15 protein-coding genes are annotated in these 12,824 nt (G+C 73.5%); 6 read left to right on the top strand and 9 right to left on the bottom strand.

The annotated features are described in order from the left end of the window. From sufC to CELGI_RS09660, 4 genes are all read left to right on the top strand, one after another. Nucleotides 1-756, top strand: a complete 756-nt coding sequence (gene sufC, locus CELGI_RS09675; protein WP_013883941.1) for a Fe-S cluster assembly ATPase SufC — start codon at nt 1-3, stop codon at nt 754-756. A 63-nt stretch (nt 757-819) separates the two neighbouring features. Beyond that, nucleotides 820-2,130, top strand: coding sequence for a SufS family cysteine desulfurase (locus tag CELGI_RS09670; RefSeq protein WP_013883940.1), 1,311 nt, complete (start codon nt 820-822; stop codon nt 2,128-2,130). Continuing rightward, entirely contained in the window at nt 2,127-2,603 is a 477-nt protein-coding gene (gene sufU, locus CELGI_RS09665) for a Fe-S cluster assembly sulfur transfer protein SufU (protein WP_013883939.1), read from the top strand. Before CELGI_RS09670 ends, sufU begins: the two co-directional genes overlap by 4 nt. Continuing rightward, on the top strand, nt 2,600-2,929 hold the full coding sequence (locus CELGI_RS09660) for a metal-sulfur cluster assembly factor (protein ID WP_013883938.1): 330 nt from the start codon (nt 2,600-2,602) through the stop codon (nt 2,927-2,929). Before sufU ends, CELGI_RS09660 begins: the two co-directional genes overlap by 4 nt. Nucleotides 2,930-2,966: 37 nt before the next feature. Here the strand turns inward: CELGI_RS09660 and CELGI_RS09655 are convergent, their stop codons facing one another. After that, nucleotides 2,967-3,509 carry a GNAT family N-acetyltransferase gene (locus CELGI_RS09655; protein WP_013883937.1) on the bottom strand — a complete coding sequence of 181 codons (543 nt, stop codon included), beginning with the start codon at nt 3,507-3,509 and terminating at the stop codon, nt 2,967-2,969. A gap of 389 nt (nt 3,510-3,898) precedes the next feature. Between CELGI_RS09655 and CELGI_RS09650 the strand changes: the two genes are divergently transcribed. After that, entirely contained in the window at nt 3,899-5,380 is a 1,482-nt protein-coding gene (locus tag CELGI_RS09650) for an endo-1,4-beta-xylanase (protein WP_041574616.1), read from the top strand. Nucleotides 5,381-5,455: 75 nt separating this feature from the next. Here CELGI_RS09650 and CELGI_RS09645 read toward each other — a convergent pair whose 3' ends face one another. The 5 genes from CELGI_RS09645 to CELGI_RS09625 form a co-directional block, all read right to left on the bottom strand. Then, the gene (locus CELGI_RS09645) at nt 5,456-6,415 is read right to left on the bottom strand and encodes an NYN domain-containing protein (RefSeq protein WP_013883935.1); all 960 of its coding nucleotides are present in this window, start codon (nt 6,413-6,415) and stop codon (nt 5,456-5,458) included. A 67-nt stretch (nt 6,416-6,482) separates the two neighbouring features. Further along, a complete protein-coding gene (gene ypfJ, locus CELGI_RS09640; protein WP_013883934.1) occupies nt 6,483-7,364 on the bottom strand; it encodes a KPN_02809 family neutral zinc metallopeptidase in 882 nt (293 codons plus the stop codon). A 10-nt stretch (nt 7,365-7,374) separates the two neighbouring features. After that, complete coding sequence (locus tag CELGI_RS09635; protein ID WP_013883933.1) at nt 7,375-8,064, bottom strand: energy-coupling factor transporter transmembrane component T family protein; 690 nt, start codon at nt 8,062-8,064, stop codon at nt 7,375-7,377. Next, a complete protein-coding gene (locus CELGI_RS09630; RefSeq protein WP_013883932.1) occupies nt 8,061-8,807 on the bottom strand; it encodes an energy-coupling factor ABC transporter ATP-binding protein in 747 nt (248 codons plus the stop codon). The genes CELGI_RS09635 and CELGI_RS09630 overlap by 4 nt, the downstream gene beginning before the upstream one ends. Beyond that, on the bottom strand, nt 8,804-9,421 hold the full coding sequence (locus CELGI_RS09625; protein WP_013883931.1) for a biotin transporter BioY: 618 nt from the start codon (nt 9,419-9,421) through the stop codon (nt 8,804-8,806). Before CELGI_RS09625 ends, CELGI_RS09630 begins: the two co-directional genes overlap by 4 nt. Nucleotides 9,422-9,570: 149 nt before the next feature. Here CELGI_RS09625 and CELGI_RS09620 point away from each other — a divergent pair, with 149 nt between their 5' ends. Beyond that, nucleotides 9,571-11,169 carry an ABC-F family ATP-binding cassette domain-containing protein gene (locus tag CELGI_RS09620; RefSeq protein WP_013883930.1) on the top strand — a complete coding sequence of 533 codons (1,599 nt, stop codon included), beginning with the start codon at nt 9,571-9,573 and terminating at the stop codon, nt 11,167-11,169. 4 nt (nt 11,170-11,173) lie between these two features. On the opposite strand, the gene CELGI_RS09615 is transcribed toward CELGI_RS09620, so the two are convergent. Genes CELGI_RS09615 through CELGI_RS09605 form a run of 3 tightly spaced genes read right to left on the bottom strand, consistent with a single transcriptional unit; the run spans nt 11,174 to nt 12,703 of the window. Beyond that, nucleotides 11,174-12,124, bottom strand: coding sequence for an SURF1 family cytochrome oxidase biogenesis protein (locus CELGI_RS09615; RefSeq protein ID WP_013883929.1), 951 nt, complete (start codon nt 12,122-12,124; stop codon nt 11,174-11,176). 16 nt (nt 12,125-12,140) lie between these two features. Continuing rightward, entirely contained in the window at nt 12,141-12,389 is a 249-nt protein-coding gene (locus tag CELGI_RS09610) for a hypothetical protein (protein ID WP_013883928.1), read from the bottom strand. Further along, entirely contained in the window at nt 12,386-12,703 is a 318-nt protein-coding gene (locus CELGI_RS09605; RefSeq protein WP_013883927.1) for a DUF3099 domain-containing protein, read from the bottom strand. Before CELGI_RS09605 ends, CELGI_RS09610 begins: the two co-directional genes overlap by 4 nt. Between the last annotated feature and the right edge of the window lie 121 nt (nt 12,704-12,824).

Below are 12,824 nucleotides of genomic sequence, written 5' to 3'. Positions count from 1 at the left end.
ATGACCACCCTGGAGATCCGCGGCCTGCACGTCAGCGTCGAGACCAAGGAGGGCCCCAAGCCCATCCTGCGCGGTGTGGACCTGACCGTGAACAGCGGCGAGACGCACGCGATCATGGGCCCGAACGGCTCGGGCAAGTCGACGCTGGCCTACTCGCTGGCCGGCCACCCCAAGTACCAGATCACCGACGGCACCGTGCTGCTCGACGGCGAGGACGTCCTGGCGATGTCCGTCGACGAGCGTGCGCGCGCCGGCATGTTCCTGGCGATGCAGTACCCGGTCGAGGTGCCGGGCGTGTCGGTCTCGAACTTCCTGCGCACCGCGAAGACGGCGATCGACGGCCAGGCCCCGCCGCTGCGCACGTGGGTCAAGGACGTCAAGGGCGCGATGGAGAACCTGCGCATGGACGCGGCGTTCTCGGAGCGGTCCGTCAACGAGGGGTTCTCGGGCGGTGAGAAGAAGCGCCACGAGATCCTGCAGATGGAGCTGCTCAAGCCGCGCATCGCGATCCTCGACGAGACGGACTCCGGCCTCGACGTCGACGCGCTGCGCATCGTCTCGGAGGGCGTGAACCGCGTGCGCTCGAGCACCGAGGTGGGCGTGCTGCTCATCACGCACTACACGCGCATCCTGCGCTACATCACCCCGGACTTCGTGCACGTCTTCGTCGACGGCCGGATCGCCGAGGAGGGCGGCCCGGAGCTCGCCGAGCGCCTCGAGAACGAGGGCTACGACCGCTACCTGGCCCAGGCCTGAACCGACCTGCTGCGCGTGGGTGAGGGCATCGGTCCTCACCCACGCCGGATCGAGGGGACCGCAGTGAGCACGACTCTCCAGGCCGCGGAGCTCGCGGCCGTGCGGGCGGACTTCCCGCTGCTCGCGCGCACGCTGCGCGACGGACGCCCGCTGGTCTACCTCGACTCGGGTGCGACGTCGCAGAAGCCCGACGTCGTCCTGGACGCCGAGCAGGACTTCTACCTGCAGCGCAACGCCGCGGTGCACCGCGGTGCGCACCAGCTCGCCGAGGAGGCGACCGAGGCGTTCGAGGACGCGCGGGCGCGCGTCGCGGCCTTCGTCGGCGCGTCGCCCGGCGAGATCGTCTGGACGACGAACGCCACGGCCGGCATCAACCTGGTGGCGTACGCGCTCTCGAACGCGACCGCGGGCCGCGGGGGAGCAGCCGCACGCCGGTTCGCGCTCGCCCCGGGCGACGAGATCGTCGTCACCGAGGCCGAGCACCACGCGAACCTGGTGCCGTGGCAGGAGCTCGCGGCGCGCACGGGTGCGACGCTGCGCTGGATCGGTGTCACCGACGACGGCCGGCTCCGTACCGACGAGCTCGCGACCGTGGTCACCGACCGCACGCGGGTGCTCGCGTTCACGCACGCGTCCAACGTCACCGGCGCCGTGACCGACGTCGCGGCGTTCGTCGCGCGGGCGCGCGAGGTGGGTGCGCTGACGGTGCTGGACGCGTGCCAGTCGGTGCCGCACCTGCCCGTGGACCTGCACGCCCTCGGCGTCGACTTCGCGGCGTTCTCGGGCCACAAGATGCTGGCACCCACGGGCGTCGGGGCGCTGTACGGGCGCCGGGAGCTGCTCGAGGCCATGCCGCCCGTCACCACGGGCGGCTCGATGGTCGAGGTCGTGACCATGGAGGCGACCACGTACGCGCCGCCGCCGCAGCGGTTCGAGGCGGGCACGCAGATGGTGTCGCAGGCCGTCGCGATGGGTGCGGCCGCCACGTACCTGTCCGACCTGGGCATGGCCGCGGTCGCGGAGCACGAGGCGCAGATCGCGGCCGCGCTGCTCGAGGCGGTCGCCTCCGTGCCGGGCGTCCGGGTGATCGGCCCGCTCGACACGCGTGACCGGCTCGCTGCGGTGTCCTTCGTGGTCGACGGCGTGCACGCGCACGACGTCGGCCAGGTGCTCGACGACGCGGGCGTCGCGGTGCGCGTGGGTCACCACTGCGCGCAGCCGCTGCACCGACGGTTCGGCGTCGCTGCCACCGCGCGCGCGAGCGCCGCGATCTACACGACGCTCGACGAGGTCGCCGTGTTCCGGGAAGCGCTGGCGGGGGTGCGCGCGTTCTTCGGTCTGACGGACGACGTGACCCGCGAGGGAGTGGCATGACCAGCTCGATGGAGCAGTTGTACCAGCAGGTGATCCTGGACCACGCCAAGCACCCGCACGGGCGGGGCCTGGGCGGCGCTGCCGAGGGCGCCCGCACGGGCGAGTCGCACCAGGTCAACCCGACGTGCGGCGACGAGGTGACGCTGCAGGTCGACGTCGACGACGCCGGTGTGGTGCGCGGGCTGCGCTGGGAGGGCCAGGGCTGCTCGATCTCGCAGGCCTCGGTCTCCGTGCTGCACGACCTGGTGCTCGACCAGCCGCTGCCGACCGTGGACGGGCTCGCGGGCTCGTTCCGGGCCCTCATGCAGTCCCGCGGCGCGGGCCTGGACGACGACGACGAGCAGGAGGCCCTCGGCGACGCCGCGGCGTTCACCGGCGTCGGCAAGTACTCCGCACGCGTCAAGTGCGCCCTGCTCGGCTGGGTCGCGTTGAACGACGCCCTGATCAAGACCGGTTCCCGGGAGGACGCATGACCACGCCCACCACTCCGTCACCGACGACCGTCGCGGACGTCGAGGAGGCGATGCGCGACGTGATCGACCCCGAGCTCGGGATCAACGTCGTCGACCTCGGCCTCGTGTACGGGATCATGCTCGAGCAGAACACCGCGGTCATCGACATGACGCTCACGTCCGCGGCCTGCCCGCTGACCGACGTCATCGAGGACCAGTCGGCGCAGGCGCTCGACGGCCTGGTCGACGGCTTCCGCATCAACTGGGTGTGGATGCCGCCGTGGGGCCCGGAGAAGATCACGTCCGACGGCCGCGAGCAGATGCGCGCGCTCGGCTTCAACATCTGAGCGGTGCCGCCCGCGCGCGCCGCGTGCGCGGGCGGCCTCAGCGCAGGCCGACGCAGTCCTGCGCCCAGAACGGGTCGGTGTACACGAGCCGGCCGGTCATCCACGGCTCGTACGCCGGCAGCACGGCCACCTGGAACGCCGGGGCGGGGATCCGGGACGACGGGGCCTCGAACCCGAGCGGGTGCGCGGGCGCCCAGCCGCGCGTCGCGTAGAAGCCGGGGTCACCCTCCAGGAACAGCAGCGGCCAGCCCTCGGCGGCCGCGCGTGCCTGCGCGGCGGCGAGCAGCGCGGTGCCGATACCCCGGCCCTGCGCGTGCGGCGCCACCGCGAGCGGGCTGAGCACGAGCACCTCGACCAGCCGCTCGGGTGCGTCCAGCCACGAGCGCGTGAGCAGGGTGTGGCCGACGACGCCGTCGGCGTGCCGCGCGACGAGCGACAGTGCCGGCACGAAGGCGGACGATGCGCGAAGCGCGTCCAGGAGGGCGGCTACCCGCTCGCCCTCGTCGCCGAACGCGATGCGCACCACCTCCCGGACCGCGGCGACGTCATCGGGTGTCTCCGGTGAGATCTGGGTGCGCACACCGCACCCTCGCACCCGGGCGGGCGGGCGCGCACCGGGTTTCCGGCTGCTCCGACCGACCGGCGGTGCGTACACGGCTCGCGGCCGCGGTGGCGCCTCGTCCGGGCGGTGCTGAACCGTTTCGCCAGGGGTGCGGGGGATGCCGGGCCGGACGGCGTCGTGTCACTTTGTCCGTATCCCCACCCGCCGGACGTGGATGTCCGGACGCCGGAGGTGTGAACGCTAACAGCGCGGGGGGGAGTGCGGCACGAGGGGGACGGGGGTTCGCCGTGGTCGACGTCGGTGTCGAGAACGATCTCCAGGCCCTCGTCCGCCGCGCCCGCGCCGGGACACGGCCGGGCCAGCCCACGGCGGTGCGACCGCACCGCCTGACAGAGAGTGAGACGCTGATGCACACGACATCCCGACCACGCGGGCGGGGCGCCCGACGCGGACGCACCACCGCCGTCGTCGCGATCGCCGCGCTCGTGATGAGCGCGTTCGTCGCGCTGGCAGGGCCCGCGCAGGCCGCGAGCACGCTCGGCGCCTCCGCCGCCGAGCGCGGTGGCCGGTACTTCGGGGCGGCCGTCGCGGCGGGCAGGCTCGGTGACCCGACCTACTCCGCGATCCTCGACCGCGAGTTCAACTCGGTGACGGCCGAGAACGAGATGAAGTGGGACGCGACGGAGCCGTCGCCGAACTCCTTCAGCTACGGCCGCGGCGACCAGATCGTCAACCGCGCGCTGTCCCGCGGGATGAAGGTCCGTGGCCACGCGCTCCTGTGGCACGCGCAGATGCCGGGCTGGGCGCAAGGGCTGTCCGGCTCCGCGCTGCGCAGCGCGGCGCTCAACCACGTCACGAAGGTCGCGACGTACTACCGCGGCAAGGTCTACGCCTGGGACGTGGTGAACGAGGCGTTCGCGGACGACGGCCGGGGGAGCCGGCGTGACTCGAGCCTGCAGCGCACGGGCAACGACTGGATCGAGGCCGCGTTCCGCGCGGCCCGGGCCGCCGACCCGAACGCCCGGCTCTGCTACAACGACTACAACACCGACGGCGTCAACGCGAAGAGCAACGCGGTGTACGCCATGGTCCGCGACTTCAAGGCACGCGGCGTGCCGATCGACTGCGTGGGCTTCCAGGCGCACCTGGGCACGAGCCTGCCGGGCGACTTCCAGGCCAACCTGCAGCGGTTCGCCGACCTGGGCGTCGACGTGCAGCTCACCGAGCTCGACATCCAGCAGGGCGGCAACCAGGCGGCGATGTACGGCGCCGTGACCCGGGCATGCCTGGCCGTGGCCCGGTGCACCGGCATCACCGTGTGGGGCATCCGGGACACGGACTCCTGGCGCACGGGCGCCAACCCGCTGCTGTTCGACGGCAACGGCAACAAGAAGCCCGCCTACACCGCGGTGCTCGACGCGCTGAACTCCGGCGGCGGGAACCCCGGCACACCGACCGTGGACACGTCCGCGTGGTACGTGCTGGTCAACCGCAACAGCGGCAAGGCGTTGGACGTCTACAACCTGGCGACCACCGACGGTGCGCGGATCACGCAGTGGGCGCGCAACGACGGCGCGTGGCAGCGGTGGCAGTTCGTGAGCACCGGTGACGGGTACTACCGCGTCCGGTCCCAGCACTCGGGCAAGGTGCTCGACGTCTCGGGCCGGTCCATGGCCGACGGGGGCCCGGTCATCCAGTGGACGGACAACAACGCCGCGAACCAGCAGTGGCGCGTCACGGTCTCGGGCGGGTACGCGACGCTCGTCAACCGCAACTCGGGCAAGGCGCTCGAGGTGCAGGGTGCCTCGACCGCCGACGGCGCGAACGTCGTCCAGTACACCAGCTGGAACGGCGCCAACCAGCAGTGGCAGCTCGTCCGCGTCGGGTGAGAGGCACGGCCCCGGGCAGGGGGCGGTGCTCGGTCCGGCCGTCGTCGGCAGTGACGACGGCCGGACCGGCCGGGATCAGCGGTAGCTCGGGCGCAGCCGCACGCGCGGCTGGTGCTTGGCGGACTCCTTGCTGATCTCCACGATGCTCGACCGGGACGCGACGAAGTCGCTGAACGACGAGTAGCCGAGCGGACGTTCGACGAACGCGGGGTCGAGCCGCATCATCTGGTTCTTGACCTCGCCGTAGGACAGCCACGGCTCGTCGTCCTTCTTCGCGTGCACCAGGCGCATCGCACGCATGAGCAGCTGGGTGGCGCGGCGCTGCGCCGCCCGGTCACCGGGTGCGGCCGCAGGCGGAGCGGCGGCCTGGCCGCCGTCCCCGGCGGGCGCACCCGTCGGGGGCGGCGTGGCCGCGGTCGTGGGCTCCGGGGCCAGCGCCTCGGGCTCGTCGTCGTCCTCAGGCGTGGTGCTCGCGTCCAGCAGCGCGTCGTAGTCCGCGAACTCGTCGCACGCGGACATGAGCGAGCGGCTCGTGGACCCCGCGACCCCGACGCCGATCACCGTCCGGCCGAGCCGCTTGGCCCGCTGCGCGAGCGCGATGTAGTCCGAGTCGCCCGCGATGATCACGACGTGCGTGAGGTCCTCGAGGCGGAACAGGTCCTCGATGACGTCGACCGCGAGCCGGATGTCCGCGCCGTTCTTCATGCGCGGACCCACGGGGAACAGCTGCGTGAGGTCGACCGCGCGATCGATGAGCTGCTGGTGGTAGCCCGCGTTGACCGGCTGCGACCAGTCGGCGTACGCACGGCTGACCACGACACGCCCGAACGACGACGCGTAGTCGATGATCGCGTCCACCTCGACGCGCGCGGCCTGCAGCTTGGCCGGGACCTCACCGCCTGCGTCCAGGCGGTGGTGCCGGGCGTCGTCCGACTGGAACGCGCCGCGACGGTGCACCTGGTCGTACCGGGAGATCACGATGTTGTCGAAGTCGATGTAGACGGCGACGCGGGCGGAGTCCTCGGCGGTGGTCATGGCGCGAGTCTGCCGCAGGTCGTACGCCGGGGCGGTGCGCCGTCCCGGGCGCGGGCCGCTGACGTGGTCAGAGCGAGTCGGCGGCGAACGTGTCGCACGCCGCGACGTTGCCCTGCTCGTAGCCGCGCGTGAACCACCGCTGGCGCTGCTCGCTCGAGCCGTGCGTCCAGGAGTCGGGGTTGACGCCGCCCTGCTGCTGCTCCTGGATGTGGTCGTCACCGACCGTGGCGGCCGCGTCGAGCGCCTGCGCGAGCTCGTCGGACGAGATGGGTTCCAGGTACGTCACGCCGGTGTCCGGGTCCTTCGTGGTGGCGGCGTGGCCGGCCCAGAGCCCGGCGTAGCAGTCGGCCTGCAGCTCGAGGCGCACCGAGTCCGAGTCCGCACCCGTGCCGCTGCGATCGGCCTCGTCGAAGATGCCCGTGACGTGCTGCATGTGGTGCCCGTACTCGTGCGCGACGACGTACATCTCGGCGAGCGGACCGCCCTGCGCGCCGAACTGGCTGCTCAGCGTGTCGAAGAAGCCGAGGTCGAGGTAGATCGACTGGTCGGGCGGGCAGTAGAACGGCCCGGTCGCCGCCGAGGCCTGGCCGCAGCCGGTGGCGGTCCCGTCCGTGAAGGAGACGACCTCCGGGATGTCCGCGCGCGCGTCGGACAGCGCGGGCGCCCAGTAGGTGTCGAGTGCGTCGACCGTGGCCGAGAGGCGGCACGTGCGGTCCGTGTTGGCCTCCTGCGCGCTGCACACGTCGACCGTGCTCTCCTGCTCGGGTCCGCCACCACCGCCGCCGAGCAGCGCGCTCGGGTCGATGTTGCCGCCCGAGAGCAGCGCGATGGCCAGCACCACGAGCAGGCCGACGCCACCGATGCCGCCACCGATCGCCGCGCCGCGACCGCCGCCGCTGCGCGTCCGGACCCGGCCCCCGCCGAAGCTGCCACCCTCCTGGAACGTCACGCCACGGACGCTAGTCGCCCCGTGCGGTCCGCGCGCGTCCGGACGGACCGTGCGCCGTCGGGCCTTCGGGCTCGCCGATGCCGCGCGCCGCGAGCGCTTCCCCGGTGGCGCGCGCGTGACCGACCATCCGGACCGCGGCGGGTGCGACGAGCGCGACCGGGTTCCGCTCCAGCCCGCGCGCGCGCGCTGCGTCCCGTGACTCGTGCGCCGAGCGCACCAGCACGGGGATCGAGCTCAGCATGAGGCCGCTCGCGAGCGCGACGGTCTGGGGAGGCAGACCCACGTGCCGGAGCGGTCGTGCGGCGCGCTGGACGACGTCGAGCAGCGTGTCGGACCGGGTCGTCGCGGTCACGGCGGTCGCGAGCAGCACGAGTGCGACCAGGTCGAGCGCCGCCTCGAGGCCCGTGGCCCAGCCCCGCGTCCACGTCTGCAACCCGCCCACGAGTGCGGCGACCACCAGGGTGGCGCGCAGCCCGCGCCGCGTGCGGTGCCAGGACAGCCGCGCTGCGAGGTGCACCGCGACCGTTGCGGTGAGCGCGACGAGCGCGCTGACCGGTCCGCGCACGAGCACGACGGCGACCCCCGCGACCGCGAGCACGACCAGCTTGGCCACGGCGGGCATGCGGTGGACCGGTGACGTGCCGGGCTGGTGGAGCCCCAGGGGGCCGGTCCAGGTGGGTCGCAGCGGTCCTGCGGTCATGCGGGGGCCGGTCCGGTGCGTGTGGCGAGCGCCGCGCGGTCGCGCATCAGCGCGCGGTACCGGGCGACCGCCTCGGCCGGCTCGCCGTCGTGCACCACGTCCCCGTCGTCGACCATCAGGACCCGGTCGGCGCGCAGCGCGGCCTCGAGGTCGTGCGTGACCTCCACCACCTGCTGGGGCAACGAGGCCAGGAGCTCGTCGACCACGTCGCGCCACCGCAGGTCCAGGAGCGTGGTCGGCTCGTCGCAGACCAGGACGTCGGGCGACGTGGCGAGCACGCTGGTCAGCGCGAGCAGCTGCCGTTGCCCGCCGGACAGCGCGTGCACGGGCAGCTCGGCGCGCTCGGCCAGCCCCACGCGCGCGAGCGCGTCACGCGCGCGCTCGTCGCGGCGCGCAGCGTCCGGCTCGAGGCGACGCAGTGAGAGCGCGACGTCCTCGAGCGGGGTCGGCATCACGATCTGGGCGTCGGGGTCGGTGAACACGAACCCGACGCGCCGCCGCACCGCGGGCCCGTCGGCGTCGGTGTCGAGGCCGTCCACCCGCACGTGCCCGGCCGAGGGCAGGACGAGCCCGTTGAGCAGCCGCGCGAACGTCGACTTGCCCGAGCCGTTCGCGCCGATCACCGCGATGCGACGCTCCGTCAGCCGCAGCGACACGGGGCCGAGCAGGCGCGTGACGGTGTCGGGCCCGCCCGCGGGGTCGGGCGTCCAGGCCGTGACCAGCGCGTCGTGCAGCTCGATCATCGGCGGCGCAGCAGGTCCGGGTAGTGCGCGAAGACCGCGGTCGCGACCGCCGCGGCGAGCAGCGTCTTCAGCACGTCGCCGGGGAAGTACACCGCGCCGTAGCCGAACGCCTCGGCCCAGGTGGCCGGGATGCGCACGACCATCCCGAGGATGCCGAGGGGGTGGATGGTCAGCGCGCTCGCGACCAGCCCGCTCGCGACGAGCACCAGGTAGCGGGCGCGCCCGGTCACGCCAGAGGCCGCACCCGCGAGCCAGCCGGCGAGCGCCGCGCCCAGCGGGAACGCCAGCAGGTAGCCCACCGACGCGCCCGCCAGGACGCCGAGGCCACCGGCACCGCCTGCGAAGACGGGCACGCCCGCGAGGCCCACGGCGACGTAGAGGAGCGTGGCGAGCGCGCCACGCCGCCAGCCCAGGACGAGGCCCGTGAGGATCACGCCGAAGGTCTGGAGCGTGATCGGCACGCCCGTGCCCGTGGGGATGCCGGGCAGGATCGCGCACACCGCGATGAACGCCGCGAACGACGAGACGAGCGCGACGTCCGTCGCGAGCGAACGGCTCCGTGCGGCGGGCGTGGGCAGCGGGGCGGTCGCGGGTGCGGGGCGTGCGTCGGTCACGGGTCTGCTCCTCGGTGGGGTGGCTCGTGCGCTCGTCGGCGCCGCGGTGACAGATATTGCGGCAGGTCGTCACGCTAGTGGTCGTTAGGATTGACGGCGCTTGTGCGTGCGACCAAGACGCGCTGAGCCTTTCCGGAGGAAACCACCACGTGATCACAGCCCAGGGCGTCGGCCTGCGCATCGGCGCACGCGAGCTCCTCGCCGAGACGTCCTTCCGGATCGCGGCGGGGGACCGCATCGGCCTCGTCGGCCGCAACGGGGCCGGCAAGACCACGCTGACCAAGACGCTCTCGGGTCAGACGCAGCCGTCCTCCGGCACGATCTCGCGCTCGGGCGAGGTGGGCTACCTGCCGCAGGACCCCGCGTCGGGTGACCTGGGCGTGCTCGCGCTGGACCGCGTGCTGTCCGCGCGCGGCCTCGACGAGATCGTCCGGGCCATGCGGGCCACGGAGACGCTCATGGCGAGCACCGACGACGCCGAGCGGGAGAAGGCCATGGAGCGCTACACGCGCCTCGAGGCCCGCTTCACGGCCGCGGGCGGGTACGCCGCGGAGTCCGAGGCGCACCGCATCACGGCCAACCTGGGCCTCGACGACCGTGTGCTGGGTCAGTCGCTCGGGACGCTGTCCGGCGGTCAGCGCCGCCGGGTCGAGCTCGCGCGCATCCTGTTCTCGGGCGTCGACACGCTGCTGCTCGACGAGCCGACCAACCACCTGGACGCCGACTCGATCGCGTGGCTGCGCGACTACCTCAAGACCTACTCGGGCGGGTTCGTGGTGATCTCGCACGACGTCGAGCTGCTGCGCGCGACCGTGAACAAGGTGTTCCACCTGGACGCCAACCGCGCCGCGCTCGACCAGTACAACCTCGGCTGGGACGCGTACCTGCTGCAGCGGGAGACCGACGAGAAGCGCCGCCGTCGCGAGCGGGCCAACGCCGAGAAGAAGGCCGCCGCGCTCATCGCGCAGGCCGACAAGATGCGTGCCAAGGCCACCAAGGCGGTCGCCGCCCAGAACATGGCGCGCCGTGCCGAGAAGATGCTCACCGGTCTGGAGGCCGCGCGCGTGAGCGACAAGGTCGCCCGGCTGCGCTTCCCGGAGCCCGCCGCATGCGGCCGGACCCCGCTGACCGCGTCGGACCTGTCGAAGTCCTACGGGTCGCAGGAGGTCTTCACGGGCGTCGACCTGGCGATCGACCGCGGGTCGCGCGTCGTCGTGCTGGGCCTCAACGGCGCGGGCAAGACGACGCTGCTGCGCATGCTCGCCGGTCTGGAGCGTCCGGACACGGGTGAGGTGCACCCCGGCCACGGGCTCAAGCTCGGCTACTACGCGCAGGAGCACGAGACGCTCGACCTCGACCGCACGGTCGTGGAGAACCTGCGCACGGCCGCACCGGACCTCACCGACACGCAGGTGCGCTCGGTGCTCGGCTCGTTCCTGTTCTCGGGTGACGACGCGGACAAGCCCGCGCGCGTGCTGTCCGGCGGGGAGAAGACCCGGCTCGCGCTCGCGGCGCTCGTCGTGTCCTCGGCGAACGTGCTGCTGCTCGACGAGCCGACCAACAACCTGGACCCGGCCAGCCGTGAGGAGATCCTCGCGGCGCTGCGCGGCTACAAGGGCGCGGTCGTGCTCGTCAGCCACGACGAGGGCGCGGTCGCGGCGCTCGACCCCGAGCGCGTGCTGCTGCTGCCCGACGGTGACGAGGACCTGTGGAGCGCGGACTACCTCGACCTGATCACGCTGGCCTGAGGGGTCACGCGCGCAGGTCGTCCTCGAGCTGCGCCTCGATCAGGGCGTCCTCCTCCGCCTCCGCGCGCCCCTCGCGCCGGCGGGGACGGCGTCGTGCGGGCGCGGGCTGCCGGTCGTCGTGGACCGGCGTCCGCCCCGCGGCGACGCCGGGCTCGTCGAGCCCGGTGCCCACCGCGGGCGGCTCCGGTGCAGGCTCACGCGTCGGGTCGAACACGCCGTCGCGCTCGTCGACCAGCTCGCGTCGGGCGAGCCAGGACAGGCCGAGCAGCGCCCCGAGCGCGAACACCCACCACTGGAACGCGTACGACAGGTGCGAGCCGGGGTCCAGGTCGGGCTCCGCGAGCGGCGCGGGCAGGACCTGCGGCGCCGGGTCCTCGGAGACGCGCTGACCGTACGCTCCGGTGAAGGCCTCGGTCCGTTCCGGCAGACCACCCGCGGGGAGCACCTGGGCCGGGGCGATCGCGTGCACCCAGCCGGGTGACGCGGTGCGCGACGACGGCCGCTCGGCGGTGCGCAGGCGCACGACGAGCGTGACCTCGCCCGTGGGCGGCGCGGGGACGTCGACCGCCTGGCTCGCGTCCTCGCCCGTGGGCACCCACCCGCGGTCGACGACGAGGACCGCGCCCGAGGCCGAGTCCTGGAACGGCACGAGCACGTGGTACGCGGGGTTCTGGTCCACGGGCCGGTTGCGCAGCATCACGGTCGCCTCGGGCAGGTAGCGGCCCGTGAGCGTCACGGGGCGCCACTGCGCGTCGTCGGGCAGAGGTGACGTGGGCTCGGGCAGCACGTCCACGACCGGGCGGGGTGCCGCGTCGTAGTTGGCCTCCACGATCGCGATCTGCGCGTCCCGCCACTCGTGCCGGTGCCACTGCCAGCGGCCCAGGAACACGCACGCGGTCGCCACCAGCACGCCCACCAGCACCAGCGCGGTCGCGCGCCGCCGGGCTGGGGTCACGGCCGACCCGCGGCCGTCACGACGGCTCCGCCGCCGGCCCGGTGCGCTCGAGCGCGTCCACGGGCACGGTGTCGCGCAGGAACCCCCGGACGTCCAGGTACTGCGTGAGGTGCTCGCGGTGGTCCTCGCACGCGAGCCACACCTTGCGCCGCTCGGCGGTGTGCAGCTTCGGGTTGTTCCACAGCAGGCCCCACGCGGGCTCGTTGCGGCACCGCCGTGCGCTGCACACGAGCTCGTCGACGGCATCCGGCGCGAACAGGTTCAACGGTCACTCCCCAGCTCACCGGGACGGCCCCCGCCGGGCAGCATCCGCGGGTCGACGAACACCTCGACGTCCCTGCGCTCGCGGCCCGCGTTCGCGAGCAGCACCGCCACGTAGGGCAGGACCACGGCAGCGACGATCAGCACCAGCGAGAACCACGTCGGCACGTGGGACCACGTGACGATCGCGAGCAGGAAGCACAGCACGCGGACGCCCATCTGCACCAGGTAGCGGCGCTGGCGGCGCGCCACGTCCTGCGACAGCGGCTCGGGTGCCGCGCTGATGCGGTGCACCTCGGGCTCGCGGCGGTTGCTCACCCCACGATCGTACGTCCCGGTGGCGCGGCGGCGGGTCGCCGTTTTGTGGGGCTCCCACAACTGTCCGCCCGCAAACTGTGCCGTGCCGGTGCCCCGGGCCGCGCGTGGGCTCGGCTACCGT

This window comes from Cellulomonas gilvus ATCC 13127 (assembly GCF_000218545.1).
GTDB classification, from domain to species: Bacteria; Actinomycetota; Actinomycetes; order Actinomycetales; family Cellulomonadaceae; genus Cellulomonas; species Cellulomonas gilvus.
This window is presented reverse-complemented; position numbering and strand designations above follow the sequence as displayed.